This is a genomic window from Nonomuraea coxensis DSM 45129 (assembly GCF_019397265.1).
In the GTDB taxonomy this organism is placed as follows: Bacteria; Actinomycetota; Actinomycetes; order Streptosporangiales; family Streptosporangiaceae; genus Nonomuraea; species Nonomuraea coxensis.
On record NZ_CP068985.1, the window covers coordinates 1,763,057 to 1,788,899 of the forward strand.

Genomic DNA, 25,843 nt, shown 5'->3' on the forward strand with positions numbered 1-25,843 from the left:
TGCGCAACTGGCGCGTGCGCTGGCGCCTCACGGCGCTCATCCTGGTCCCGACCGTGGCCGCCGTCGTGCTGGGCGGCTCCCGCGTGGTCGAGTCGGTCCAGAGCATCGCCGACTACGACCGCACGGCCGCCGCCGCCGAACAGGCCGGCCACATCCGTGACCTGCTGCAGGCGATCGGGCTGGAGCGTGACACCGCGGGCTGGATCGGAGCCAGCCGCGCCATGAAGAAGACGCTCTCCGCGCCGCTCGCCCAGCGCAAGGCGACCGTCGACGGGCTGGCCGGCCAGGTGCGCTCCGACCTCAACGCCATCGACGACTCCTACGGCCCGCGCGCCGTCAAGGCCGCCGACCGGGCCAGGTCCGTCCTCGCCCGGCTGCCCCGCATCCGCGCCGAGGGCCAGACCAACACCGCCCAGTACGACACCCTGACCGACAGCCTCCTCACCCTGCACGACGAGCTCGGCCTGCTGTCCGACGACTCCCTGACAGTCGGCCAGTTCCGCGCGCTCAGCGCGCTCGCCGCGGCCAAGGAGGAGGTCTCCCGCCAGCGCGTCCAGCTCCTGCAGGCCAGCTACGACACCGCCAAGGTGGACGCCAAGACGGTCGAGCAGTTCATCACCTCCAACGCCCGCCAGCTCAGCAACATCAGCACCGTCGGCGCCGAGGCCGGCGCCGAGGTCGGCCTCGACCTGTCCAAGTCGCTGGCCGCCAAGCCGGAGTACGTCAACGTCCAGCTCACGAAGTCGCGCGCGATCACGCTGGCCAGCGGCCGGGCTCCCGGCGTGCGCATCACCGACAACCTGATCTCCGCCCGCGCCAGCCGGCAGGAGTGGTTCGACCAGAACCAGATCGTGATCGACGTCCTGCACGGCGTCGAGAAGGACCTCGCCGACAAGGTCAGCCTGCGCAGCCAGGAGCTGCGCAGCTCCGAGATCCGCAACGCGATCATCGCCGGTGTCATGATCGTAGCGCTACTTCTGCTCGTCTTGCTCCTCACCGTCGCCATCGCCCGCTCCATGGTCACCCCGCTGCGCCGGCTGCGCACCGAGGCGCTGGAGATCGCCGGCTTCCGCCTGCCCGACGTGGTGCGCCAGCTCCGCGTCAACGGCGAGGCCCAGGTCGGCGAGGTACGCCCGATCGGCGTCGAGGGCAACGACGAGATCGGCGAGGTGGCCCGCGCCTTCGACCAGGTGCACCGGCAGGCGGTGCGCCTGGCGGGCGAGGAGGCCGAGCTGCGCGGCAACATCAGCTCGATGTTCGTCAACCTCTCCCGCCGTACGCAGACGCTGGTCGAGCGGCAGATCTCGCTCATCGACGGCCTGGAGAAGGGCGAGCAGGACGGCGCCAGGCTGGCCGACCTGTTCAAGCTCGACCACCTCGCCACCCGCATGCGCCGCAACTCCGAGAACCTGCTGGTCCTCGCCGGCCACGAGGCCACCAGGCGGCGCAGCCAGCCGGCCAAGCTGGTCGACGTCGTCCGCGCCGCGCTGTCGGAGGTCGAGGGCTACGAGCGGGTCCAGGTGCGGGTGCACCGGGGCACGTCGGTGCTCGGCAGCTGCGCCAACGACCTCGTCCACCTGGTCGCCGAGCTGGTCGAGAACGCCATCCAGTTCTCCCCGAACAGCTCGCACGTCGTCGTCACCAGCAGCCCCATCGAGGGCGGTGGCGCGCTGCTGTCGGTGAGCGACACCGGCATCAGCATGACCGAGGACGAGCTGGCCGAGGCCAACCGCCGCCTCGCCGAGCCGCCGGTCGTGGACGTGTCGGTGTCGCGGCGCATGGGCCTGTTCGTGGTCGGCCGCCTGGCGCTGCGCCACGGCATCCGGGTCCAGCTCAGGAAGGGCGACGGCGCCGGGCTCATCGCGATGGTGCTGCTGCCGCCCGCGCTCATCGCCGACGGCCGCGAGCAGCCGCTGCCGCAGCGGCCCGCCTTCGGCGGCGGCACCGCCCCCGCCCCGTCCTTCGGCGGCGGCCCCCTCAACGGACCTCTCACCGGTCCCGCCAACGGCCCGCTCACCGGCCCGCTCACCGGCCCCGGCAGTGGGTCCGCCAGTGGGCCGGTCGCCGGTCCCGCCAACGGGGCCGGGTTCGGCGGGCGGCACGGGGGGCCGGCCGGCTCCGTCCCCAACGGGACGTTCCGGTCGTTCGGCAGCTTCGAGTCCATGGACGCGCCGCGCGGCGGCCCCGCCCGCCCCAGCCCCGGGCATCCGGGCCAGGGCGGCCACGACAGCACGCCGGGCACGCCCAGGCACGCCTTCGGCACGTACGGCTCGGACCCCGGCCAGCCGGGCGTGAACGCCTTCACGGCCGACACCGACGGCGGCTCCTACCGGGGCCGGCCGCCCGGCGCCTTCGACTCCGGGTCCTACCCGTCGTACCCGAGCCAGCCGGTCAACGGCGTCCACAACGCATCGGGAAATGGCGCGTTCCAGACGCCGCCGCCTCCCGCGTACCCGACCAACGACGTGCGCAGGGCCGACCCCGCCCCTTCCGTGGACGTCTCGCCCATGGAGCCTGACCAGGAGGAATACCTGCCGATCTTCGCGTCGGTGGAGTCCGCCTGGTTCCGGCGCCCGCCGGGCGAGCAACCCCCTGCGCAGCCGCAGGCGACGGGCGGCGGTGAGGCCACGTCCGCGCAAGCCGTACCCTCTGGGGAGGAATCGTGGCGAACGGCCGCCGACGCCGGATGGCAGGCGGCGGCCAAGGCCAGCGAGCCCAGCCTCGGCGGCATCACCGCCGCCGGGCTCCCCAAGCGGACCCCCAAGGCCAACCTGGTGCCCGGCACGGCGGCCCAGCCGTCGCCGGCGCAGCAGCAGCCGCCGCAGCGGCAGGCCCCCGTGCCGCCTCCGGTCTCCGCGGACCGGATGCGCAGCCGGATGGCCGGCTTCCAACAGGGTGTGCGACGGGGCCGCCAGGAAGTACGTCGACAGGAGGAACAGAGTGAGTAAGCGTCCCGCCGGGGAGGATGCGTGACTACGCTGAGCCATGAGGCGCACCGCTTCGACTGGCTGATCACCGACTTCGTGCGCAACACGCCCGGGGTCGCGCACGCCGTGGTCGTCTCGGCCGACGGGCTCTGCCTGGCGGCCTCCGAGGGGTTCCCGCCGGACCGGGCCGACCAGCTCGCCGCGGTCTCCGCGGGCCTGCTGAGCCTGACCGTGGGCGCCTCCCGGGTGTTCGAGGGCGGTGCGGTGACGCAGACCGTCGTCGAGATGCAGCGCGGGCTGCTGATCGTCATGGCCATCAGCGACGGCTCGGTGCTGACCGTGCTGGCGGGTCCGGATTGTGACATGGGTTTGGTGGCGTATCAGATGACGCTGCTGGTAGACAGGGCGGGACAAGCGCTCACGCCCGCCCTGCGCGCCGAACTGCAGGCCGCCAGGGCGCGGTGATGTGATGGAACTGATGGGAGCGGGCCGTGTACGGCAGTGACGGGATCGGGGAAGAAGAGCCCCTGTTCCGTCCCTATGCGGTGACGGGCGGTCGTTCCGAGCCGCGGTACCACCTCGCGATGGAGACCCTGATCTCCTCGATGTCGATCCCGGACGCCGAGATGGCTCTGCTCACCCCCGAGCAGGAGTCCATCATGCAGCTCTGCAGGACGTTCCGGTCGGTCGCCGAGATCTCGGCCCTGCTCCGCGTCCCGCTGGGCGTGGCGAGGGTGCTCGTGGCGGACATGTCCGATGAAGGACTTGTCCGCCTGCACCAGCCACGCCTCCAGCAGGGACAGCCAGACCTCAACATGCTCGAAAGGGTGCTCAGTGGACTACGCAGGCTCTAGCCCCGGCCTCACCTCGACGAAGATCGTCGTGGCCGGAGGCTTCGGCGTCGGCAAGACGACGTTCGTGGGGGCGGTGTCCGAGATCCTCCCGCTCACCACGGAAGCGGTCATGACGGACGCGTCCGCGGGCATCGACGACCTGGGGATGACCCCCAACAAGCAGACCACGACCGTGGCGATGGACTTCGGCCGGCTCTCGCTGGACCGTGACCTGATCCTCTACCTGTTCGGCACGCCCGGACAGCACCGGTTCTGGTTCATGTGGGACGACCTGGTGCGCGGCGCCATCGGGGCCGTGGTGCTGGTGGACACCCGCCGGCTGGCCGACAGCTTCCCCGCCATCGACTACTTCGAAGAGGCGAAGCTGCCGTTCGTCATCGGCATCAACGGCTGGGACGGGCAGTTCGTCCACTCCGACCAGGAGGTCAGGGAGGCGCTGGCGCTCTCGCCGCACACGCCGATCGTCCGCACCGACGCCCGCAACCGCGAGTCGGTCAAGGCCACGCTGATCGCCCTCGTCGAGCACGTCGTACGCCTGCGCGCCGCCGTCCACTGAGCCCCCTGAGCTACCGGTCCAGCCGCTGGTAGCGGCGGACCGACAGGACGAAGAACACGGCGGTGATGGCCACCGGCCACGCCACGGCCATGAGCAGCGGATGCTGCGCCACCCAGGAGTCGCCGCCCCAGCCCGGGTTGCCGAAGAGCTGCCGGGCCGCGGCCACGGTGGACGACAGCGGGTTCCACTCGGCGATGGTGCCCAGCCAGCCCGGCATGGTCCCGGGGGCGACGAAGGCGTTCGACAGGAACCCGATCGGGAACTCCAGGGTCTGGACGGCCACCGCCGCGCCCGGCTCGCGCGCCACCAGCCCGAGGTACATCCCGGCCCAGAGCAGCGAGAAGCGCAGGAGCAGCAGCAGCCCCACCGCGCCGAGCGCCCCGCCCGCGGTCGCGGGCCGCCAGCCCACGGCGAGCCCGCAGGCCAGCAGGCCGGCGAGGACCAGCGCCGAGTGGAGCAGGTCGGCGACGGCCCGGCCGATGAGCACGGCCGAGGGCGTCATGGGCAGCGAGCGGAAGCGGTCGGTGACGCCCGCGGCGGCGTCGGTCGAGACGGCGACCATGGTGGCGCTGAGGCCGAAGAGCATCGTCATGCCGTACATGCCGGGCATGAGGAAGTCGAAGTAGCCGGCTCCGGGCGGCACCCGTACGGCGCCGCCGAACAGGTAGCCGAAGGCCAGCGTGATCATGATCGGGAAGGCGATCCCGAAGCCGACGGTCATCGGCTGGTTGCGCCAGTGGGTCAGGTCGCGCCTGGCGACGGTCCAGCCGTCGGCCAGCGCCCATCGCAGCGTGGTCATACGCGTTCCTCTCGCGCCTGGGGGGAGGCCCCGTCGGTGGTCAGGGTGGCGGTCGTCAGGGTCAGGAAGACCTCGTCCAGGGTCGGCCGCCTCACGGTGATGTCCTCGGCCTCGATCCCGGCCGCGGCCAGCGCGGACGGCACCTCCGTGAGGGCCCTGACCCGGTCGGTCACGGGCGCGGACACGCGGCGGGCGTCGGGGTCGGTCTCCACCGGCCCGCCGGCCGCGCGGGCCGCGATGCCGGCGGCCTCCGCCAGCCGTTCGTGGTCGCGGATCACCACGTCCAGCCGGTCGCCGCCGAGCCGGGACTTCAGCTCGTCCGGCGTGCCCTCGGCCACCACCCGGCCCGCGTCCACGACCGCGACCCGGTCGGCGAGCCGGTCGGCCTCCTCCAGGTATTGGGTGGTCAGCAGGACGGTCGTGCCGCCGGCGACCAGCTCGCGCACCGCGCGCCAGATGTCCGTGCGGCTGCGTGGATCGAGGCCCGTGGTCGGCTCGTCGAGGAACAGCACGGGCGGCGCCAGGATGAGGCTCGCGGCGAGGTCGAGCCGCCGGCGCATGCCGCCCGAGTACTCCCTGGCCGGGCCGTCGTGCCGCAGCCCGAACCGGTCCAGCAGCTCGTCGGCCCGCGCCCTGGCCGCCGCCGCGCCCAGGTGGTGCAGGCGGCCGAACAGCTCCAGGTTCTGCCGGCCGGTCAGCAGCTCGTCCACGGCCGTGTGCTGGCCGACCAGGCCGATGTTGCGGCGCACCTCGCGCGGCCGGCGCACCACGTCGTGCCCGGCCACCTCGGCCCGGCCGCCCGACGGGCGCAGGAGCGTGGTGAGGATGCGCACGGCCGTGGTCTTGCCCGCGCCGTTGGGGCCGAGCAGCCCGCACACCGTGCCCTCGCCCACGTCCAGGTCGAGGCCGTCGAGGGCGGTCTTGCCGCCGCCGTACGTCTTGCGCAATCCCCGTGCGAGCACTGCCGTCATCGCGCTCTCCTTCCGAATCGTACGCTGTACCGTACAGCCTACGACTTGAACACGCAACCGTACGGTGTACCGTACGAGGGTGACCGTCGAGTACCCGGGAAAAGGCGACCCCGCCCGCAGCCTCGCCCTCCTCTGGCGCACCAGCGAGCGCGCCAGCCGCAAGGGAAAGCCGGAGCTGAGCGTCGAGCGCATCGTGCGCGCCGCGATCGAGGTGGCCGACGCCGAGGGCCTCCAGGCGTTGTCCATGCGCCGCGTGGCCGAGCGGCTGGGCGTCGGGACGATGTCCCTCTACACGTACGTGCCGGGCAAGCCGGAGCTGTTCGACGTCATGCTCGACACGGTCTACGGCGAGACCGCCCGCCCCGAGGACGTCCCCGGCGGCTGGCGGGGCCGCCTGGAGCAGATCGCCCGCGAGAACCGCGCGCTCTACCTGCGCCACCCGTGGCTGCTGCAGGTGGCCGCGAGCCGCCCGGTGCTCGGCCCCAACGTGACCGCCAAATACGACTACGAGCTGCGCGCCGTGGACGGCATCGGCCTGACCGACGTGGAGATGGACGCGGTGATCACCCTGATCACCGGCTTCGTGCACGGCACGGCCAGGGGTGCGGTGGAGGCGGCCCAGATCGAGAGCCAGACGGGCCTGACCGACGAGCAGTGGTGGGCCGCGCACGCGCCCTTCTTCGCGCGCATCGCCGACACCGAGCGCTGGCCGGTCGCCACCCGCGTCGGCCAGGCCGCCGGCGAGGCCATGAACAGCGCCTACAGCCCCGAGCACGCCTTCGAGTTCGGCCTGCAGCGGGTGCTCGACGGCATCCAGGCCCTGGTCGAGCGGCGCGTCACGTAGCCCGGTAGAACTCCACCGGCTCGGGCGGCAGCGGGGTGTTGCCGAGGATGAGGTCGGCGGACTTCTCGGCGAGCATCATGACCGGCGCGTAGATGTTGCCGTTGGTGACGTAGGGCATGGCGGAGGCGTCCACGACGCGCAGCCCGTCGAGGCCGTGCACGCGCATGGTGTCCGGGTCCACGACCGACAGCTCGTCGGTGCCCATCCGGCAGGTGCACGACGGGTGGAGCGCGGTCTCGGCGTCCTTGGCCACCCACCTGAGGATGTCCTCGTCGGTCTCGACCCCGGGACCGGGGGAGAGCTCGCCGCCGTCCAGGCCGTCCCAGGCGGGCTGCGCCAGGATGTTCCTGGCGTGCCTGACGGCCTCGACCCACTCGCGGCGGTCCTGGTCGGTGGACAGGTAGTTGAAGCGCAGGGCGGGCTTGACCCTCGGGTCGGCCGAGGTGACGCGGACCGAGCCGCGCGCGTCGGAGTACATCGGCCCGATGTGCACCTGGTAGCCGTGCCCGCCGGCCGGGGCCGAGCCGTCGTAGCGGACCGCGAGCGGCAGGAAGTGGAACATGAGGTTGGGGTAGGCCACGTCGTCGTTGGACCGGATGAACCCCCCCGCCTCGAAGTGGTTCGTGGCTCCGGGGCCGCGCCGCAGGAACAGCCAGTTCGCGCCGATGAAGGGCCGCCGCCAGAGCTGCAGCGACGGCTGCTGCGAGACCGGCCGGCGGCAGGCGTGCTGGACGTAGACCTCCAGGTGGTCCTGGAGGTTCTCGCCGACGCCCGGCAGGTCGTGCACCACGTCGATGCCCAGGGGCTCCAGCAGGGCGCTCGGGCCGACGCCCGAGACCTGGAGGAGCTGCGGGGAGTTGATCGCGCCGCCGCACAGGATCACCTCGCCGGCGTCGATCCGCTCGCCGCCCACCTGCACGCCCACCGCGCGAGCGCCCTCGAAGAGCACCCGCTCGACGAAGGCGCGGGTGCGGACCGTGAGGTTGCGGCGGCGGCGCACCGGATGCAGGTAGGCGCGGGCGGCGCTGAGCCGGCGGCCCCGGTGCACGTTGCGGTCGAAGGCCGCGAAGCCCTCCTGGCGGTAGCCGTTGACGTCGTCGGTCAGCGGGTGCCCGGCCTGCTGGACGGCGGCGAAGAACGCCTCGAACAGCGGCCCCTCGGCCGGCCCGCGCTCCAGCTTGAGCGGTCCGTCGCCGCCGCGGAAGTCGGTGCCGGGGTCGGCGAGGCAGGTCTCCATGCGCTTGAAGTAGGGCAGGCAGTGGGCGTAGTCCCAGTGCTTCATGCCGGGGTCGGCCGCCCACCGCTCGTAGTCCAGCGGGTTCCCCCGCTGGAAGATCATCCCGTTGATGCTGCTGGAGCCGCCGAGGACCTTGCCGCGCGCGTGGTAGACGCGCCGGCCGTCCAGGCGCGGCTCCGGCTCGGACTCGTACTTCCAGTCGTAGCGGCTGTTGCCGATGGGGAACATCAGCGCGGCCGGCATGTGGATGAAGACGTCCCACAGGCTGTCGGGTCGCCCGGCCTCCAGAACGAGCACCGACGTGGCGGGGTCGGCGCTGAGCCGGTTGGCCAGGGCGCAACCGGCCGAGCCGCCGCCCACGATGACGAAGTCGAACCTCAACGGGGGATCCAGTCCTTCCACACGATCTTGTTCTCCGCCACCCACTCGGCGGCGGCCTGCTCGGCCGTCTTGCTGTCGTTGACCATGGCGCCGGCGACCCGGTTCTGGTCGTCGTTGGTCCAGGTGAAGTTGCGGACCAGCTCGTAGGCCCGCCCGCCCTTCTCGGCGAAGCTCCGGCTGACGATCTTGTCCAGCAGGTACGGCGGATAGTCGCAGGCGACCCTGGCCGCGTCGGCGTCGCAGCCGACGGCGTACGCCGGCAGCGCGATCTTGACCAGCTTCACCTTGGAGAACAGCCATTGCGGCTCGTAGAAATACATGAGCAGCGGTGTCCGGTTCTTCGTCGCGTCCTGGGCCGCCTTGATCAACGCGTCCTCGCTGCCCGAGTAGACGACCTTGTAATTCAGGCGGAGGTTGCGCACCAGAGCCTCGTCATTCGTCACGAACGTCGGATCGCCGTCGAGGAGCTGGCCGGCGTTTCCGGTTTTTTCGGTCCGGAAGAGGTTCGCGTACTTATTGAGGTTTCGGTAGTCCGTAATGTCGGGATATTTTTTGGTCATCCACTCGGGGACGTACCAGCCGATCACTCCCTTGTTCCCGGTGAGCCCGGCCGACAACGCGACCTTCTTCTGCTCGATGTACTGCTTCTTCAGGTCGGGATGGCCCCAGTTCTCGATGATGACGTCGACCTTGCCGGTCTCGAAATCACGCCAGGACTGTTCCTCTTTCATCTTCCGCGTGTTCACCGTGTAGCCCAGCTCGTGCTCCAGCAGGTGGGCCAGCACGGCGGCCTGGGCCTCGTAGCCCACCCAGGCGTGGATGTCGAGGTTGACGGTCTTCTTGGCGCCGGTGCCGGCGCCGGGCTCCTCGCCGGAGCAGGAGGTCAGGAGCAGAACGGCCGCGGCCAGCGGCGCGGCGAGCGTCTTCAAGCGCATGAGAGGTCTCCGGGGCCGCGGCCCGCCGACGGGGCCGCGGCCGGACGGGGTCACTTGGGGATCCAGGCCTGCCACGTGGCGGTGTTGGCCTCGACCCACTTCTTGGCCGCCTGCTCGCCGGTCATGCCGTTGTTGGTCATGTCGTTGGCGACGGCGTTCTGGTCCTCGTTCGTCCAGTGGAAGTTCTTGACCAGCTCGTAGGCCTTGCCGCCGGTGTCGGCGAACTTCTTGCTGACGATCTTGTCGAGGTCCATCTCCGGGTAGTCGCAGGCGACCTTCTTCGGGTCGGCGTCGCAGCCCTCGGTGTAGGCGGGCAGGTTCACCCGGACGAGCTGGGTCTTGTTGAACAGCCAGTGCGGGTCCCAGAAGTAGAACAGCAGCGGCTTCTGCTGCTCCTGCGCCTGCTGGGCGCCCTTGATCAGGGCCGCCTCGCTGCCGCCCACGACGACCTTGAAGTTCAGCTTGAGGTTCTTGATCAGGGCGTCCTCGTTGCTGACGTACGACGGGTCGCCGAACAGCAGCTGGCCCTTGTCGCCCGACTCGGAGGTCTTGAACAGGTCGGCGTACTTGTTGAGGTTCTTGGAGTCGGTGATGTCGGGGTACTTGTCGGCCATCCACTTCGGGATGTACCAGCCGATCACGCCCTTGTTGCCGGTGGATCCGGCCTCGACCGCGACCTTCTTGTCCTCGATGAATGTCTTCTTCAGGTCCGGGTGGCCCCAGTTCTCGATGATGACGTCGACGCTGCCGTTCTCGAAGCCCTCCCAGGCGAGCTGCTCCTTGATCTCGGGCAGCTCCACCGTGTAGCCGAGCTCGTTCTTCAGCAGGTACGCCACCACGTTCGCGCTGGCCTCGTACCCGACCCACGGGTTGATCGCGATCTTGACGGTGCCCGCGGAGCTGCTGGAGCCGCCCTGCGGAGCGCCCGCCGAGGCGCTGGGGGAGGACTCGACCGTGGCTCCGCCGCACCCCGCGGCGGCCATTCCCAGAGCGAGCAAGCCTGCGAGCAGGCGGATCTTCATGTGCTTTTCCTTCTTTGGGGGGAAGGGCGCCGGTCCGCGCCCTGCGTGATGCGGTCGAGCATGACCCCGAGCAGCACGGTGGCGACACCGGCCACGAAGCCCAGCCCGAAGTCGGTGCGCTGGGAGAAGCCGACGACCACGTCGTAGCCGAGCGCCCCCGCCCCGACCAGGCCGCCGACGACCACCATGGCCAGCGTCATCACGATGCCCTGGTTGGCGGCCAGCAGGATCGCCCGCCTGGCCATCGGGAGCTGCACCTTCCACAGCAGCTGGCCCGGGGTGGAGCCGGCCGACACGGCGGCCTCGACGACCTCGGCGGGCACGGCCCTGATGCCGTCCTCCACCAGGCGCACCACGGGCGGCACGGCGTAGATCACCGAGGCGAAGATGGCGGTGAACCTGGTGGTCTCGAACAGCGCCAGCGCGGGCAGCAGGTAGACGAAGGCCGGCATGGTCTGGGCGGCGTCCAGCAGCGGGCGCTGGACGGCCGAGTAGCGCGGCGAGCGGGCCGCGGCCACCCCCAGCAGCAGGCCGATCACCAGGGTGACCAGCACCGCGAGCGCCACCGTGGTCATCGTCTGCATGGCGTGCTCCCACGTGCCGAGCAGCGCGATCGCCAGCAGGCAGCCGAGCGCGGTCAGCGCCGCCCGGGGGCCGCTCACCCGCCAGGCCACGGCCAGCACGGTCAGCGCGACCAGCCACCAGGGGGCCGAGGTGAGCAGCGACTCCAGCGGGTTGAGCAGCAGGAGGGAGGTCTGGTCCTTGACGAACGTGGTGACGGGGTACCAGCTCGTCTCGGCCCACCGTACGGCGGCGTTGATCTCGGCCGTGACGTCGAGCGTCCAGCTCTCCGGCCAGGCGCGCGGCAGCACGGGGATCAGCGCGAGGCCGGCCACGGCCAGCGCGCCCGCGGCGGCGAGGTCGATCCGGCGCGGCCGGGTGTGGGGGCCGCGGCGGGCGAGTGCCGTCGTCATCCGGTCGAGCACGATCGCCATGACGACGACGGCGACCCCGGCCGGCAGCATGATGCCGACCTGGGCCCGCGACAGGCCGCGGATGATGTCGCCGCCGAGCCCGGGGGCGGCGATCAGGTTCGCGATGACGACCATGGACAGCGCCATCATGATCGTCTGGTTGACCGCCAGTGCGATCGTGGGCCTGGCCAGCGGCAGGACGACCTTGAACAGCGTCTGGCGGCGGGTGGCGCCCAGCGACGCCGACGCCTCGACCGCCGTGGGCGAGACCTCCGAGACGGCCAGGGCGGTGATGCGGATGGCCGGCGGGATCGAGTAGATCATCGTGGCGATCGCCCCGGCCGGGGCGCCGATGTGGAAGAACAGCGCGAGCGGGGCCAGGTAGGCGAACGTCGGCATGATCTGCATGACGTCCAGCACCGGCGTGACGGCCCGCCGCACCCGTTCCGACCGGCCCGCCCAGACGCCGATCGGCACGCCGATCACCAGCGACAGCAGCACCGCCACCGCGACCAGGGCGAGGGTGTCCACGCTGGACTGCCAGAGGCCGAGCACGCCGAACGCGCTCACGCCGGCCACCGCGAGCAGCCCGACCCGCCGGCCGCCCGCGAGCCAGGCCAGGCCGCCCAGCACGCCGGTCAGGCCGGGCCAGCCGAGCGCCGTCAGCGCCCCCGCGAACAGGTCGTAGAGCGAGCCCACGAAGAGCCGGATGTAGTTGAGGAAGTAGAGGAACAGCGGGTTGTCGTTGCGGTGCTCGTCGATCCACTCGCGCAGCTCGGTGACGGCCAGGAACTGCGGGGCCTCCTTGTCGTGCGGCAGCGTGCCCGTGCCGCGGAAGACCAGGTAGGCCGCGACGATCAGCGCCGCCGCGCCGGCCGGGGCCGCCCATCGGGGGAGCCTGAGCCCGGAGGGCGTGCCGACCGCGGCGGTGCTGCTCATGCCCCCGCCTTGACCGGGGCGTCCTGGCCGGACAGGAACGTCAGCAGGTCCACCCGGTCCACGACGCCGGCCAGCTCGCCGCCGTCGACGACCCTGATCGGGCGGGCGGAGGCCGAGGCCACGCCGACCGCGTCCTTGACCAGGGTGGCCGCGGGCAGCTCGGGCCCGTCCAGCACCTCGCCCGGCTCGGGGGAGCGCATGATCCAGCGCAGGGTCAGCACGTGGCTGCGCGGCACGTCGCGGACGAAGTCGGCCACGTAGTCGTCGGCGGGCGCGCCCACCAGTTCCTCGGCCGTGCCGAGCTGCACGATCGAGCCGGCCCGCATGATCGCGATCCGCTCGCCCAGCTTGAGCGCCTCGGACAGGTCGTGGGTGATGAACACCATCGTCTTGCCGACCTCGCGGTGCAGGCGGACGACCTCGGCCTGCATGTCGCGTCTGATGAGCGGGTCGAGCGCGCTGAACGGCTCGTCGAACAGCATCACCTGCGGGTCCACCGCGAGCGCCCTGGCCAGGCCGACGCGCTGCTGCATGCCTCCGGAGAGCTGGTCGGGATAGGCGTCGGCGTAGCCGTCGAGGCCGACGAGGGAGAGGATGTCGCCGGCCCGCGCGTGCCGGTCGGCCCTGGACGTGCCCTGGATCTCCAGGCCGTAGGCGACGTTGTCGATCACCTTGCGGTGCGGCAGCAGGCCGAAGTGCTGGAAGACCATGCTGACCTGGTGGCGGCGGATCTCGCGGAGGCGGGCGGGCGAGGCCCGGCCGACGTCCTCGCCGCCGATCGTGATCGTGCCCGCGGTGGGCTCGATCAGCCGGGTCAGGCACCGGACGAGGGTGGACTTGCCGCTGCCCGACAGGCCCATGACCACGAAGACCTCGCCAGGACGCACCTCGAAGCTCACGTCACGGACGGCGGCGGTGCAGCCGGTCTTCTCGCGCAGCGCGGCGGGGTCGAGGTGCCGGTCCTCGCTGTCCAGCACTTTCCGCGCCTTGGAGCCGAAGATCTTCCAAAGCCCCGCGACGCCGATTGCCGTGCTGCCGGGAGAAACCCCCACGCTCGCCTCCTCGTTTGCCGTCGCTCAACATATGTCGTGATTAACGCCGATCTCAACGGTGTGACCGGTCGGAGACCGGCGTGCTTCCGGCGTGTTATTGCTTTGAAACGTTCAAACCACCCATTGGGCGACAGTGAGTGAGTCGAAGGCGTATTTCCGGCTGGACCGGTCCGGAAACTGGAGCCCCAGATTTTGTGCGCGTACCACACGCCTAGATTTTTGTCGCGATATGTTTGGGTAGCTTCCCTGCCACGTGATGTGTTCCAATTACCGGCACTTGCTGATTTCCTCAGGGGACACAGGCCCCTCCCTTTTACGCCGATTCGGGCGAGGTGCGTTCCGGTGACTACACAGCTGGGCCAGAGGAGGCAGACCGGCGAAGGCAACTGGCGGCTGCGCAACTGGCGGGTGCGGGCGCGGCTCGTGGCGCTCATCCTCATCCCCACGGCCGCCGCCGTCCTGCTTGGCGGCCTCCAGGTGCTGGCCTCCACCTCCGCGGCCGGCGACTACGCCAGGACCAGCCAGTTCGCCCGCCTGTCGGAGGAGCTGGGCGCGCTCACGCACGCCGTCTCCGGGGAACGGGCCAGGATGTCCTGGTACATCGCCCGCAACCGGCCCGCCAGCGCCCTCGGCGACGTCCAGAACCAGATGGACGAGAGCGACCTCGCGGCCAGGGACGTGCGCGCCATCGCCCGCGAGCTCCTCGGCGAGGTCACCGGCCGCACCGCCGACCAGCTCGAACAGCTGCTCAACCGGCTCGACGACCTGGTCGCGCTGCGCAAGCAGGCCCTGGAGGCCAACCTGCTCCCCGGCCCCTCCGTCGAGCTCTACACCACGGTCATCGCCGGCCTGCTCTCCACGCACAACGAGCTGATCAAGGGCAGCTCCGACGACGAGCTGTTCCGCCAGACCCGCATGCTCGACGCGCTGGCCCGCGCCAAGGAGAGCGTGGCCTACCAGCAGGCCCTCGTCACCGTCGTGCTCACCGAAGGGGCCTTCGACCCCGACCAACTGGAACGTTTCCTCGGCCGGCAGGCCGGCGAGACCGCCGAGCGCAGGGCCTTCGCCGCCGAGGCCACCGCCGCCGAACGCCGCTTCTTCGACGAGACCGTCAACGGCAACACCGCCGAGCGCATGCTGTTCCTGCGCGAGCTGGTCCTCATCAGGTCCACCAACGGCCTGCCGCTGCGCGGCCTGGACCTGTCCAGGAAGGACGACGCCAAGGAGTGGTTCGAGGCGTCCAAGGTCGTCGTGGACGCCATGCGCACGGTCGAGCGACGCCAGGCCGCCGGCATCCTCGCCCGCAGCGAGGAGCTCAGCGACGCCGAGCGGCGCAGCGCCTTCGTCGTCGCGGGCGCCGTGCTCGCCCTGCTGGTCGCCGTGCTGCTGGTCACCACCGGCGTGGCCCGCTCGATGGTGCGCCCGCTGCGCCGGCTGCGCAGCGAGGCCCTGGAGATCGCCGGCCACCGGCTGCCCGCCTTCGTCCAGCACCTGCGCGAGTCCAGGGACGGCGCGGTCGAGGCCGAGGTCCCGCCCATCGGCATCTTCACGAAGGACGAGGTGGGCGAGCTCGCCCGCGCCTTCGACGAGGTGCACCGCGAGGCCGTGCGGCTGGCCGGCGACGAGGCCCGGCTGCGCTCCAACGTCAACGCCATGTTCGTCAACCTGTCGCGGCGCAGCCAGACCCTGGTCGAGCGGCAGCTCACGCTCATCGAGAAGCTGGAGCGCGGCGAGCGCGACGACACCCGGCTGGCCGACCTGTTCAAGCTCGACCACCTGGCCACCCGCATGCGCCGCAACAGCGAGAACCTGCTGGTCCTCGCCGGGCAGGAGGCCGCCCGCAAGTGGAGCGAGCCGGTCGAGATCATGGACATCGTGCGGGCCGCGCTCGGCGAGGTCGAGAGCTACGACCGGGTCAGCATCCAGGTGCAGTCGGACGTCGCCGTCGCCGGCCAGGCCGTCACCGACGTCGTGCACCTGCTCGCCGAGCTGGTCGAGAACGCCGTGTCGTTCTCGTCCCACGACACCAAGGTGATCATCTCCAGCAGCCGCATCGACGGCGGCTCGCTGCTGCTGTCGGTCACCGACAACGGCATCGGCATGACCCAGGAGGAGCTGGCCGAGGCCAACCACCGGCTGGCCAACCCGCCCGTCGTGGACGTGTCGGTGTCGCGGCGCATGGGACTGTTCGTGGTCGGGCGGCTGGCGCTGCGGCACAACATCCGGGTGCAGCTCCGCCGCCAGGACGTCGGCGGGCTGACCGCGATGGTGCTCGTGCCGCCGATGCTGCTCACGGCGGTGACCGGCGCGCTGCCCGGCCACCACTCGCAGCAGGGACAGTCGCCCGCCCTTCCCCCGATGGCGCCGGTCCTGGCCGCGCCGCCCGCGCCGCCCTTCCCGCCGCCCGTCCCGCCGGCGCGGCAGGCCGCCGCGCCGGTGGCGCCCTTCGCCGGGCATCCGTCGTTCGACGCGGCGATGCCCGAGCCGTCGTCCTGGTTCAGCTCGCCGCACACGGGCACCGGCTCCATGTCATCCCTGGAGGCGCCGCACGTGACGGGGTCGTACCCGTCGTTCGCCACGCCGCTGCCGTCGTACCCGGCGGAGCCGTCCAAGGACGAGTTCCTGCCGATCTTCACCTCGGTCGAGGACGAGAGCAGCTGGTTCAGCAAGCCCGCGCCCACCGCCGACCACCGCGAGCGCGACCCCGGCTGGTCCTCGCCCGCCGACGCCGGCTGGCAGGCCGCCGGCAGCGCCGCCGAGCCCGCGCAGAGCGGGACCACGAACTCCGGCTTGCCGAAGCGCACGCCGAGAGCGAACCTGGTACCGGGCACCGCGAACCCCCAACCGCCGCCCGCTCCCGCTCCTCCGCTGTCCCCCGACCGGTTACGCAGCAGACTGGCCAGCTACCAGCAGGGCGTGCGCAAGGGCCGGTCCGAGCTTGAGGAGGACTCATGAAGGAGCTGAGTCAAGCTGCCAGGGACATGAACTGGCTGGTGAGCAGCTTCGTCGAGGAGGTGCCCGGCGTCGCGCACGCCGTGGTCGTCTCCGCCGACGGCCTGCCCATGGCCTTCTCCCGCGGGTTCCCGAAGGACCGCGCCGACCAGCTCGCCGCCATCGCGGCCGGCCTGGTCAGCCTCACGGCGGGCTCGGCCCGCGTGTTCGAGGGCGGCGGCGTGACCCAGACCCTGGTCGAGATGGAGCGCGGCCTGCTGCTCGTGATGTCGATCAGCGACGGCTCGTCGCTGGCGGTGCTGGCCGCGCCCGACTGCGACATGGGGCTGGTGGCGTACCAGATGACGATCCTGGTCGAGCGCGCGGGACAGGTGCTCACGCCCGCGGTGCGGGCGGAGCTGTCCGGGCGTCCGTGGTAGGGGGAGGCGATCGTGGCATCGTGGCACAATGGTGAGGCCGAGCCGGAGCGCAGCTCGCTGGTGCGGATGTACGCCCTCACGGGTGGCCGCACCACCCCGCGCAGCGCCCTGGCGATGGAGGCGCTCGTGTCCTCTGCCACGTCGGCGCAGCTCGGCGCCAGCTACCCCCGCGAACATCGGGCCATCAGCGAGCTGTGCCGCCAGGTAAGATCCGTGGCGGAGATCTCGGCTCTGCTGCATGTCCCGCTCGGTGTGGCACGGGTGCTGATCGCCGACATGGAGGCGGACGGGCTGGTCCGCGTCTACCAGCCGCAGCTTGAGGCGGGCCTGCCCGATCGCGGCCTGCTCGAAAGGGTTCTCAGTGGACTTCGGAGGCTCTAGCAGCGGGCTCACCTCGACGAAGATCGTGGTGGCCGGCGGTTTCGGGGTGGGCAAGACCACGTTCGTCGGCGCGGTCTCCGAGATCATGCCGCTCACCACCGAAGCGGTGATGACCGAGGCGTCGCAGGGCATCGACGACCTGAAGCACACGCCCGGCAAGACCACCACCACGGTGGCGATGGACTTCGGCCGGCTCTCGCTCGACCGCGACCTGATCCTCTACCTGTTCGGCACGCCGGGCCAGCACCGGTTCTGGTTCATGTGGGACGACATCGTGCGCGGCGCCATCGGGGCGGTCGTGCTGGTCGACTCGCTGCGCCTGGCCGACGCCTTCCCCGCGATCGACTACTTCGAGGAGTCGGGGCTCCCGTTCGTCGTCGGGCTCAACGGCTGGAACGGCGAGTTCCCGCACGTCGAGCACGAGGTGCGGGAGGCGCTGACGCTCTCGGCCCACGTGCCGATCGTGCGGACCGACGCGCGCGACCGGCAGGCGGTCAAGAACACCCTGATCACGCTGGTCGAGCACGCCCTCGCCGCGCGCGCCCGCTGACTACCCCTGGGCCGCCCACCAGTAGGCCGCGACCAGCTCGGCCACCAGCGTCTCGGTGAGCAGCGCCACGTCCCGGTCGTCGTCGTGCGCGTAGCGGACGGCGGCCGCGGCGTCCTTGACCTCGCCGCCGACGCTGACCACCGTGGAGCCGCGCTGCCGCACCCAGTCCATGGCCTGCTCGTCGTAGCGGGAGCCGGGGAAGAGCAGGGCGCGGTAGTCGAGGGTCTTGGTGAGGTAGACGTCCACGTGCGACCAGTCGCCGCTCTCGCAGGCGTCGGCCGCGCGGCGCGGGCCCTCCCGCAGCATGAGCGCCGACTGCTCGGCCGACGACAGCCGCTCGGCGGGGGCGACCGTGTAGACGCCGTGCGGGCCGTCCAGCAGCTCCATGGTCAGCGGCAGCCACTCGTCCCTGCGGTCGAGCAGGTCGGCGGTGGCCTCGGCGGTACGGCCGAGCAGCCCGGCCAGGTCCAGGGGCCGCCCGGTGAGCCGGCTCTCCAGCGCCAGCAGCAGCGCCAGGGTGTGCTGGAAGGTACGGCAGGCCACGCCGCCGCGCTCCTCGCCGGCGTGCATGGGGATGGTCAGGCGGGACCGCGCGGCCAGCTCGGAGCCCGGCCGGTTGGTGAGGGCCGCGACGAAGGCGGGGCCGCCCGCGTAGCGGTCCACGGCGTCCAGGGTCTCCCTGCTGCCGCCGGTGGCCGAGATCGGGATCACCAGGGTGTCCGGCGTGGCCGGGTACGTCGCCGCCGCCGAGGCGTAGTCGGCGTAGGCGTCCACGCCGGCGGCGCGCAGGCGCAGCGCCGCGACCCCGGCCGCGTACCGCGAGCTGCCCATGCCGAGGAACAGCACCCGGCGCGGGTTCGCGGGCAGCTCCGCGAAGGGGTCGGCGGCGGCGAGCGCGGCGGTCAGGCCCTCCAGGGCGGCGGGCTTGGACTCCAGGTCGGCCAGGTAGAGCTCGGAATTCACGACGGGTTCTCCTCGGTGTACCAGGTGCGCAGGACGCCCATGGGGGCGTAGCGCCAGCGGGGCAGGTGGCGGGCGGCGTAGATCAGCTCGCGGCACTCCTGCTCGATCTCGAACGGGCGGATCAGGCCCTCGTCCAGCAGGTCGGGTCGGCCGCGCGCGGCCAGGCGGGCGCGGTAGGCGGCGAGCAGGCCCGCGCGGGCGCGGGCGGCCCAGGCGGCGGCCCGCTCCGGCGGCGTGCCGCGGCGCTTGATCGCGACCTGGGCCACGTGCTCCAGGCTGGTGGTGAGCTGGGCGACGTCGCGGGCGGCGGGCTGGCAGGGGTCGGCGTCGGTCACCGTGGGGTTGCCGTCGAAGTCGATGACCGCGTAGCCGTCGCGCCACCGGAGGATCTGGCCCACGTGCAGGTCGCCGTGGATGCGGATGAGGGGCGAGGCGATGGGCGCGTCGAGGGGTTCGAGCTCGTGCCTGAGCCGGTCGGCGTGGGCGGCCAGCCACTGCCCGTCCTCGCCGCCGGTGAGCTCCAGCGCCTCGGCCAGCGCCCCCGCGGCCCGCACGGCGGCGGGGGAGGGCAGCTCGGCCGCCGCGGTGAGGGGGAGGGTGGACAGGGCGAGGTGCAGGTCGGCGGCCAGGCGGCCGAGGTCGGCGGCGAACGCCGTGCCGCCCGACTCGGCCTCGTCCACGCACCACTCCCAGCCGTCCCTGGCCTCGGGAAGGTAGCCGGTGGCGAGGGCGAGCAGGCACTCGCGGCCGTCGACAGGGCCGGTCAGAGCGGCGTAAGGAGGAGCTGTGTCGTTGAATCCGGCCTCAACGAGATGGGAGAGGATCTCCGGGGTGGGATGGGGCAGCGGGACGGGCGGGGTGAGCCACTTGACGACCACCTTCTCGGCCACCACGACCGAGTAGTTGGTCTGGTCCACGTGGGGGCCGAAGTCCCGTTCGCGTGGGACCCCGATGTGGAGACGTCCCGGGTCGTGCGAGAGGGTGGGCAGCGGCAGGAACCTGCGCACGCCGAAAGGCGGCGGGACCTCCCCCTCCAGCACGGTGAGAAGCGCGGCGGTGAACCCGCGGTCCCGTGCGGTAAGGGGTTTCTCACCGAGAGAGACCAACCTCTGCGCTATTGAATCCCAATTCAACTGGTAGACCAAACTTCCAGGTAGCAATGTGACGAAAAGTCTTGCTCATGTTGATTCGTGCTGCAACACTCCTACCCTGGTCTGCTGTGTCCGGTAAGGTCGCGCGACCCCTCGTACATCGCACATCAAGAAGGAGTAGCGGCCGTGTCCCGTATCCGGTTCACCCGTCGTCTTCCGGCCGCCGTCGCGGTGGCCGGCCTCGCGCTTGCCGTCGCGGCGTGCGGCGGTGAGTCGTCGACCAGCTCAGACGGCGCGACCGCGGCGGCTGCCGAACAGCTCAAGCCCAACGCCGACCTGTCGAAGCAGTCGCTCCAGGTCACCGTATGGGACGGCTACACCCCGAAGGAGCTGCCCGAGAAGGCCAAGGAGAAGCTGAAGGTCTCCGACGTCAAGATCGGCCTGCACGCCACCAACGAGGAGGCGATGGCCAAGCTGACCGCCTCCGGCGACAGCGGCATCGACGTGGCCTTCGTCTCCGGCCAGTACGCCCAGGCGCTCAACGAGCAGGGCCTGCTGGAGCCCATCCACGCCGAGCTGGTCCCCAACCTGGCCAACCTCTACCCGGAGGCCGGCCAGCTCTCCTACGACAAGGGCAACAAGTACTCGGTGCCCTACACCTGGGGCACCACCGGCATCTGCTACCGCAGCGACCTGGTGAAGGCCGAGCCCACCAGTTGGAACGATCTGCTCAAGCCCCCGGCCTGGGCCGACAAGAAGGTCACCATGATGACCACCGAGCGCTGGCTGGCCCTGCCCGCGCTCAAGTCCCTCGGCTTCTCGGTCAACACCGACAAGGACGAGGAGATCGCCAAGGCCAAGGAGCTGCTGGTGGCGGCCAAGCCGCACCTGCTCGCCTACGACGACACGACGTTCGGCGACAAGTTGGTGTCCGGCGAGGCCGTGATGGTCGAGGCGTGGGACGGCTGGTGCCCGACGACCGAGAAGAACATCAAGTTCGTCGTGCCGAAGGAGGGCAGCGACCTCTGGGTGGACACCATGGTGATCATGAAGTCCTCCAAGAACAAGGAGGCCGCGCACGCCCTGATCAACTACATCCTCGACCCCGAGATCCACAGCTGGGCCGCCGAGAACATCAACTACAAGGTGCCGAACAAGGCCGCCATGGAGCGGGTCAAGGCCCCCGAGGGCTCGCTGCTCGGCGTCAAGCCCGCCGAGCTGCTCGACGGTGAGTCCATCATCGACCTCGGCCAGGCGTCCACCAAGTACACCCGGCTTTCCAGCGAAGTCACGGCGCAGTCGTAGTCAGTGCAGTGAAGTCTGAGGCAAAGGCCCGGCCGGCGCCCCGCGTGCGGGGTCGCCGGCTGGGCGCATTCGTTTTCCTGTCACCCGGACTGACCTACCTGGTGGTGCTGCTGCTGGTGCCGCTCGGCCTGGTGCTGAGCTACACGGTCTTCCAGCGCGGGCGCTTCGGCGGCGTGGTGTACGAGTTCACCACCGAGAACTTCACCCGCCTGATCGACCCCCTCTACCTCGGCGTGGTCGGCGACTCCCTGCGCATCGCGGGACTGACGACGCTGATCGCGCTGCTGGTCGGCTATCCGACGGCGTACCTGATCGCGCAGCTCCCCTCCAGGTGGAAGACGCTCGCGCTGGTCGCGGTCGTGCTGCCGTTCTGGACGAACTTCATCATCCGGGTCTACGCCTGGATCATGCTGCTGAGCGGGCCCGGGCTGGTCAACAGCGCGCTCGGCAAGCTGGGGCTGGGGCCGTACGAGCTGCTCTACCACGAGGGGACGATCGTCACCGGGTTGCTGTACTCGTACCTGCCGCTGATGGTGCTGCCGCTGTACGCCGCCATCGAACGGCTGGACCCGCAGCTCCGCGAGGCGTCGGCCAACCTGGGGGCCTCGGCGTTCACCACGTTCCGCAAGGTCACGCTGCCGCTGAGCGTGCCGGGCGTGCTGTCCGGCTGCCTGTTCGTGTTCGTGCCGAGCTTCGGCAACTTCGTCATCCCCGAGATGCTGGGCGGCAACAAGTCGACCATGGTGGGCAACCTCATCCGCGACCAGTTCCTCAAGGCGCGTGACTGGCCGTTCGGCTCGACGCTGGCGCTCGCGCTCATCGCGGTGCTGGTCGCGCTGCTGGTCGTACAGGCATGGGCGGCGCGCCGTGCGTAGGTCCAAGCTCCTGTACGTCCCGTTCTGGGCCACGTACGCCTTCCTGTACCTGCCGATCCTCGTGCTCGTCGTGATGTCGTTCAACGCCGGCGACTCGGCCTACACCTACGAGGGCTTCAGCCTCAAGTGGTACGGCGAGCTGGCCGGCGACGAGCGCATCAGGACCGGCCTGCTCAACACGCTCGTCGTGGCCACGGGCTCCACCGTCATCGCCACCGTGCTCGGCACGCTGCTCGCGGTCGGCCTGGCCCGCTTCACCCGGTCGAAGACGCTGGACGCGCTCGCGCTGATGCCGGCCGTGCTGCCCGACCTGGTGCTCGCCATCGGGCTGCTGGTGTTCTACAGCGCCATCCAGCTCACGCTCGGCCTGTACTCGGTGACGCTCGCGCACGCGCTGTTCTCGATGGCGTTCGTCGCGGCGGTGGTCCGCACCCGGCTCACGGGGGCCGACACCTCGCTGGAGGAGGCTTCGCGCGACCTCGGCGCCGGGCCGGTGGTCACCTTCATGCGGGTCACGTTGCCGCAGCTCACGCCCGGGATCGTGGCCGGTGCGCTGCTGGCGTTCACGCTGTCGCTCGACGAGTTCGTGATCGCCTTCTTCACGATCGGCAACGCGGAGCCGACGCTGCCGATCGTCATCTACTCAATGGTTCGTTTCGGGGTGACCCCGAAGATCAACGCGCTGGCCGCGATCCTGCTCCTGGTGAGTTTCACCGCGGTGATCGCCGGTCAGCGGATGACCAGGATCGGGGAGTCACGTGCTCAAGATTGACGGCGTCTCCCGCAGCTTCGGGAGCGTCACCGCGCTGGACGACGTCTCGCTCCAGATCGAGCAGGGCGAGTTCTTCGCCCTGCTCGGCCCCTCGGGCTGCGGCAAGACCACGCTGCTGCGCATCATCGCCGGGTTCGAGACGCCCGACAGCGGTCAGGTCATGCTCGACGGCGAGGACCTGCTGTCCAAGGCGCCCAACCGGCGGCCGATCAGCCTCATGTTCCAGTCGTACGCGCTGTTCCCGCACATGACCGTGGCCAAGAACGTGGCCTACGGGCTGGAGCGCGAGCGCCTGCCCCGGCAGGAGATCAGGCAGCGGGTCGGCGAGGTGCTGGAGACGGTCGGGCTGTCGGCGCACGCCGGCCGCAAGCCCGCGCAGCTCTCCGGCGGCCAGCGGCAGCGGGTGGCGCTGGCGCGTTCCATCGTCAAGCGGCCCCGCCTGCTGCTGCTCGACGAGCCGCTGTCGGCCCTGGACAAGAAGGTCCGCGCTGACATGCAGCTCGAACTGAAGCGGCTGCAGCACGAGGTCGGCATCACCTTCGTGGTCGTCACGCACGACCAGGAGGAGGCGATGTCGCTGGCCGACCGCATCGCGGTGTTCGACACGGGCCGGGTGCGCCAGGTGGACGAGCCCGTGGCGCTCTACGAGCGGCCGAGGACGCCGTTCGTGGCCGACTTCGTCGGCGCCAACAACCTCTTCCGCGGCCTCGCCAGCGGGCTCGACGCGGTCCGCAGCGAGGAGTTCGGCATGCTGGCGGGCACCCCGCTGGAGGAGCTGGAGGCCGACACGCCCGCGCTGCTCGCGGTGCGGCCCGAGCGGGTCGAGCTGGCCGACGAGAGCGCCGTCAGGGGCCTGGCGGGCAGCGTCGTGGACGTCAGCTTCTACGGCGGCGTCTCGCACGTCTCCGTGGACGTCCCCGGCCACCCCAAGCCCGTCCTGGCGGCCGTCCAGGGGGCCAGCACGGTGCGGCCCGGGGCCAAGGTCAAGGTGCGCTGGAACGCCGAGGACGCCGTCATCATGGCGGACCCTCAGTGAGCGAGCTCGTTGCCGGTCGCCGCCCGCGCGTACGACAGGATCAGCTCGGCGGCCTCGGCGGGCCCGATCACCGGGTGCCGTGCGGTGATGCGGTAGCCGTAGGCGTCCTCCAGCGCCACCAGGTTGCGCGCGATCGACAGCGAGTCGGCGGCCAGCCTGAAGACGCCCAGCGCCGCCCCGGTGTCGAGGATCGCCTGGTACATCGACACCTGGCGGTCGTAGAGCGAGGTGAGCAGGACGCCGTAGACGCGGTTGCGGCCGGCGGCGCCGCCCAGCTCGTTGAGCAGGCGCACGTCGGGGTCGAGCGGCCCGGTCGGCAGCCCGGAGCGGATCGTGACGACCAGCTTCTCGGCCGGGTCGGTGAAGTCGGCGAGGCGGCGCAGGCGCTGCTCGTAGAAGCGCTCCATCCCGGCGTGCTGCGCCTCGACCAGCAGCTCGCCGAGGTCGGGGTAGTGGTAGAGCACGGCTCCCGAGGTGAGCCCCGCCTCCTCGGCGACGTGCGAGAGCTGCACGCCGTCGATGCCGTGGCGGATGATGGCTTTGCGCGCGGCCTCGATCAAGTCGATGCGCCGGTCACTCCGGCTTTTACGCTGAGCCACCCTCACCACCTTCACTCGTTGGGCTCCCGTTCAGTTAGCCGTGACCATAGTGCCCGTTACTTGACCATCACGCCAGCCACGTTTTGAATTAGCCTTCAACTCTTCGAATCCCTCTCCTCGGAGTTCCGATGTCACTCACGTTCTTGTTCATGCCGGAAAGCGCGTACGGCCCCACCAACAACTCCATCGGGATCGGCGACATTCTCCGCCGCCGCGGCCACCGCGTCGTCTTCGCCGCCGAGTCGTCCTGGAAGGGCAAGCTGGAGGCCCTGGGCTTCGAGGAGGACCTGGTCGACCTCGCCCCGCCGTCCGAGAACGCCGAGGAGCAGGACCCGGGCCAGTTCTGGAAGGACTTCATCCGCGACACGGCCCCGGAGTACCGCAAGAGCACCAAGGAGCAGCTCGACACGGTCACCAGGCCGATCTGGGGCGAGCTCATCGACGGCGCGAAGTACTGCGAGCCGCAGCTCAAGGCCATCATAGAGCGGGTCGACCCGGACGTGATCATCGAGGACAACGTGATCACCTTCCCTGCGCTCCTGACGGCGGGCAAGAAGTTCGTCAGGATCGTCTCCTGCCAGCCGCTGGAGGTGCGCGGCGCCGACGTCCCGCCGGTCTTCTCGGGCCTGCCCGCCGACGACCGCAGCGAGTGGGACGACTTCCGCGCCGAGTACGACCGCACCCACCGCGAGCTGTGGAGCGCCTACAACGAGTGGTGCGTCGAGCAGGGCACGGCCCCGCTGCCCGACCTCGACTTCATCCACGAGGGAGACCTGAACCTCTACGTGTACCCGGAGATCCTGGACTACACCGACCGCCGCCCGCTGGGCCCGTCCTGGCACCGCCTCGACTCCTCGGTCCGCGAGACCGACGAGGACTTCACGCTGCCCTTCGAGCGCCGGCCTGACACCGCCCTGATCTACTTCTCGCTCGGCTCGCTCGGCTCGGCCGACGTCGGCCTGATGCAGCGCGTGATCGACGTGCTGGCCACCACCCCGCACCAGTACATCGTCTCCATGGGCCCGCTGCACGAGGAGATCAAGCTCGCCGGCAACATGTGGGGCGCGGAGTTCCTGCCGCAGACTAAGATCGTCCCTCAGTGCGATCTGGTCATCACGCACGGCGGCAACAACACGACCACCGAGGCTCTGCACTTCGGCAAGCCGATGATCGTGCTGCCGCTGTTCTGGGACCAGTACGACAACGCCCAGCGGGTCTCCGAGCTGGGCTACGGTGTCAGGCTCTCGACCTACACCTTCGACGACGACGAACTCACGGGGGCGATCGACCGCCTGCTCGGCGACACCGAGCTGCGGGAGCGGCTCGCCGCCGCGGGTGAGGAGATCCGGCGTCGCGACGGCCTGCGCAGGGCCGCGGACCTGATCGAACAGCTCGGCCAGTAAGGACAT

Annotated in this window: 24 protein-coding genes; 14 read left to right on the forward strand and 10 right to left on the reverse strand. The window is 70.9% G+C overall.

Annotated features, from left to right (window positions below):
• Positions 1 to 14 precede the first annotated feature (14 nt).
• From Nocox_RS08605 to Nocox_RS08620, 4 genes are read left to right on the forward strand one after another with little or no spacing between them, the layout of a single operon-like run.
• The gene (locus Nocox_RS08605; RefSeq protein ID WP_169577082.1) at positions 15 to 2,948 is read left to right on the forward strand and encodes a sensor histidine kinase; all 2,934 of its coding nucleotides are present in this window, start codon (positions 15 to 17) and stop codon (positions 2,946 to 2,948) included.
• A gap of 21 nt (positions 2,949 to 2,969) precedes the next feature.
• A complete protein-coding gene (locus tag Nocox_RS08610) occupies positions 2,970 to 3,392 on the forward strand; it encodes a roadblock/LC7 domain-containing protein (RefSeq protein ID WP_020546575.1) in 423 nt (140 codons plus the stop codon).
• Between the two features lie 26 nt (positions 3,393 to 3,418).
• Entirely contained in the window at positions 3,419 to 3,781 is a 363-nt protein-coding gene (locus tag Nocox_RS08615) for a DUF742 domain-containing protein (protein WP_020546574.1), read from the forward strand.
• Positions 3,762 to 4,337 (forward strand): GTP-binding protein, encoded by a 576-nt coding sequence (locus Nocox_RS08620; RefSeq protein ID WP_051112739.1) that lies wholly within the window; start codon positions 3,762 to 3,764, stop codon positions 4,335 to 4,337. Before Nocox_RS08615 ends, Nocox_RS08620 begins: the two co-directional genes overlap by 20 nt.
• A gap of 10 nt (positions 4,338 to 4,347) precedes the next feature.
• On the opposite strand, the gene Nocox_RS08625 is transcribed toward Nocox_RS08620, so the two are convergent.
• Entirely contained in the window at positions 4,348 to 5,136 is a 789-nt protein-coding gene (locus tag Nocox_RS08625) for an ABC transporter permease (protein WP_020546572.1), read from the reverse strand.
• Positions 5,133 to 6,107, reverse strand: coding sequence for an ATP-binding cassette domain-containing protein (locus Nocox_RS08630; RefSeq protein ID WP_051112738.1), 975 nt, complete (start codon positions 6,105 to 6,107; stop codon positions 5,133 to 5,135). Before Nocox_RS08630 ends, Nocox_RS08625 begins: the two co-directional genes overlap by 4 nt.
• A 79-nt stretch (positions 6,108 to 6,186) precedes the next feature.
• On the opposite strand from Nocox_RS08630, the gene Nocox_RS08635 reads away from it, so the two are divergent.
• Positions 6,187 to 6,951, forward strand: coding sequence for a TetR/AcrR family transcriptional regulator (locus tag Nocox_RS08635; RefSeq protein ID WP_020546570.1), 765 nt, complete (start codon positions 6,187 to 6,189; stop codon positions 6,949 to 6,951).
• Here the strand turns inward: Nocox_RS08635 and betA are convergent.
• From betA to Nocox_RS08660, 5 genes are read right to left on the reverse strand one after another with little or no spacing between them, the layout of a single operon-like run.
• A complete protein-coding gene (betA, locus tag Nocox_RS08640) occupies positions 6,944 to 8,569 on the reverse strand; it encodes a choline dehydrogenase (RefSeq protein ID WP_020546569.1) in 1,626 nt (541 codons plus the stop codon). The two genes, Nocox_RS08635 and betA, sit on opposite strands and share 8 nt — an antisense overlap.
• On the reverse strand, positions 8,566 to 9,504 hold the full coding sequence (locus Nocox_RS08645; RefSeq protein WP_020546568.1) for an ABC transporter substrate-binding protein: 939 nt from the start codon (positions 9,502 to 9,504) through the stop codon (positions 8,566 to 8,568). Before Nocox_RS08645 ends, betA begins: the two co-directional genes overlap by 4 nt.
• A 50-nt stretch (positions 9,505 to 9,554) precedes the next feature.
• Positions 9,555 to 10,526: an ABC transporter substrate-binding protein gene (locus Nocox_RS08650; protein ID WP_020546567.1), complete on the reverse strand. Its 972-nt coding sequence runs from the start codon at positions 10,524 to 10,526 to the stop codon at positions 9,555 to 9,557.
• Positions 10,523 to 12,439, reverse strand: a complete 1,917-nt coding sequence (locus Nocox_RS08655; RefSeq protein WP_020546566.1) for an ABC transporter permease — start codon at positions 12,437 to 12,439, stop codon at positions 10,523 to 10,525. The genes Nocox_RS08650 and Nocox_RS08655 overlap by 4 nt, the downstream gene beginning before the upstream one ends.
• Entirely contained in the window at positions 12,436 to 13,491 is a 1,056-nt protein-coding gene (locus tag Nocox_RS08660; RefSeq protein ID WP_026215048.1) for a quaternary amine ABC transporter ATP-binding protein, read from the reverse strand. The genes Nocox_RS08655 and Nocox_RS08660 overlap by 4 nt, the downstream gene beginning before the upstream one ends.
• A gap of 342 nt (positions 13,492 to 13,833) precedes the next feature.
• Here Nocox_RS08660 and Nocox_RS08665 point away from each other — a divergent pair, with 342 nt between their 5' ends.
• From Nocox_RS08665 to Nocox_RS08680, 4 genes are read left to right on the forward strand one after another with little or no spacing between them, the layout of a single operon-like run.
• Entirely contained in the window at positions 13,834 to 16,446 is a 2,613-nt protein-coding gene (locus tag Nocox_RS08665) for a sensor histidine kinase (RefSeq protein WP_020546564.1), read from the forward strand.
• Positions 16,443 to 16,862 carry a roadblock/LC7 domain-containing protein gene (locus Nocox_RS08670; RefSeq protein WP_026215047.1) on the forward strand — a complete coding sequence of 140 codons (420 nt, stop codon included), beginning with the start codon at positions 16,443 to 16,445 and terminating at the stop codon, positions 16,860 to 16,862. Before Nocox_RS08665 ends, Nocox_RS08670 begins: the two co-directional genes overlap by 4 nt.
• A gap of 12 nt (positions 16,863 to 16,874) precedes the next feature.
• Positions 16,875 to 17,243 (forward strand): DUF742 domain-containing protein, encoded by a 369-nt coding sequence (locus Nocox_RS08675; protein WP_020546562.1) that lies wholly within the window; start codon positions 16,875 to 16,877, stop codon positions 17,241 to 17,243.
• Positions 17,224 to 17,793: a GTP-binding protein gene (locus tag Nocox_RS08680; protein ID WP_084685893.1), complete on the forward strand. Its 570-nt coding sequence runs from the start codon at positions 17,224 to 17,226 to the stop codon at positions 17,791 to 17,793. The genes Nocox_RS08675 and Nocox_RS08680 overlap by 20 nt, the downstream gene beginning before the upstream one ends.
• Here the strand turns inward: Nocox_RS08680 and Nocox_RS08685 are convergent, their stop codons facing one another.
• Positions 17,794 to 18,756, reverse strand: a complete 963-nt coding sequence (locus tag Nocox_RS08685) for an SIS domain-containing protein (RefSeq protein ID WP_020546560.1) — start codon at positions 18,754 to 18,756, stop codon at positions 17,794 to 17,796. It lies immediately after the preceding gene.
• Positions 18,753 to 19,796 (reverse strand): hypothetical protein, encoded by a 1,044-nt coding sequence (locus Nocox_RS08690; protein WP_051112737.1) that lies wholly within the window; start codon positions 19,794 to 19,796, stop codon positions 18,753 to 18,755. Before Nocox_RS08690 ends, Nocox_RS08685 begins: the two co-directional genes overlap by 4 nt.
• Positions 19,797 to 20,033: 237 nt before the next feature.
• Here Nocox_RS08690 and Nocox_RS08695 point away from each other — a divergent pair, with 237 nt between their 5' ends.
• Genes Nocox_RS08695 through Nocox_RS08710 form a run of 4 tightly spaced genes read left to right on the forward strand, consistent with a single transcriptional unit; the run spans position 20,034 to position 23,835 of the window.
• Complete coding sequence (locus Nocox_RS08695) at positions 20,034 to 21,152, forward strand: polyamine ABC transporter substrate-binding protein (protein ID WP_020546559.1); 1,119 nt, start codon at positions 20,034 to 20,036, stop codon at positions 21,150 to 21,152.
• A gap of 8 nt (positions 21,153 to 21,160) precedes the next feature.
• Positions 21,161 to 22,027, forward strand: a complete 867-nt coding sequence (locus Nocox_RS08700) for an ABC transporter permease (RefSeq protein WP_033410886.1) — start codon at positions 21,161 to 21,163, stop codon at positions 22,025 to 22,027.
• Positions 22,020 to 22,799, forward strand: coding sequence for an ABC transporter permease (locus Nocox_RS08705; RefSeq protein ID WP_020546557.1), 780 nt, complete (start codon positions 22,020 to 22,022; stop codon positions 22,797 to 22,799). Before Nocox_RS08700 ends, Nocox_RS08705 begins: the two co-directional genes overlap by 8 nt.
• Positions 22,786 to 23,835, forward strand: a complete 1,050-nt coding sequence (locus Nocox_RS08710; protein WP_020546556.1) for an ABC transporter ATP-binding protein — start codon at positions 22,786 to 22,788, stop codon at positions 23,833 to 23,835. Before Nocox_RS08705 ends, Nocox_RS08710 begins: the two co-directional genes overlap by 14 nt.
• On the opposite strand, the gene Nocox_RS08715 is transcribed toward Nocox_RS08710, so the two are convergent.
• The gene (locus Nocox_RS08715) at positions 23,829 to 24,434 is read right to left on the reverse strand and encodes a TetR/AcrR family transcriptional regulator (protein WP_026215044.1); all 606 of its coding nucleotides are present in this window, start codon (positions 24,432 to 24,434) and stop codon (positions 23,829 to 23,831) included. The genes Nocox_RS08710 and Nocox_RS08715 overlap by 7 nt on opposite strands.
• Before the next feature lie 128 nt (positions 24,435 to 24,562).
• On the opposite strand from Nocox_RS08715, the gene Nocox_RS08720 reads away from it, so the two are divergent.
• Positions 24,563 to 25,837, forward strand: a complete 1,275-nt coding sequence (locus Nocox_RS08720; protein WP_020546554.1) for a glycosyltransferase — start codon at positions 24,563 to 24,565, stop codon at positions 25,835 to 25,837.
• Positions 25,838 to 25,843 lie beyond the last annotated feature (6 nt).

What these genes read in the sequence shown, in the direction of transcription:
- Nocox_RS08625 (WP_020546572.1), bottom strand. Translation starts at nt 5,136, where the DNA reads ATGACCACGCTGCGATGGGCGCTGGCCGACGGCTGGACCGTCGCCAGG.
- Nocox_RS08630 (WP_051112738.1), bottom strand. Translation starts at nt 6,107, where the DNA reads ATGACGGCAGTGCTCGCACGGGGATTGCGCAAGACGTACGGCGGCGGC.
- Nocox_RS08645 (WP_020546568.1), bottom strand. Translation starts at nt 9,504, where the DNA reads ATGCGCTTGAAGACGCTCGCCGCGCCGCTGGCCGCGGCCGTTCTGCTC.
- Nocox_RS08650 (WP_020546567.1), bottom strand. Translation starts at nt 10,526, where the DNA reads ATGAAGATCCGCCTGCTCGCAGGCTTGCTCGCTCTGGGAATGGCCGCC.
- Nocox_RS08655 (WP_020546566.1), bottom strand. Translation starts at nt 12,439, where the DNA reads ATGAGCAGCACCGCCGCGGTCGGCACGCCCTCCGGGCTCAGGCTCCCC.
- Nocox_RS08670 (WP_026215047.1), top strand. Translation starts at nt 16,443, where the DNA reads ATGAAGGAGCTGAGTCAAGCTGCCAGGGACATGAACTGGCTGGTGAGC.
- Nocox_RS08720 (WP_020546554.1), top strand. Translation starts at nt 24,563, where the DNA reads ATGTCACTCACGTTCTTGTTCATGCCGGAAAGCGCGTACGGCCCCACC.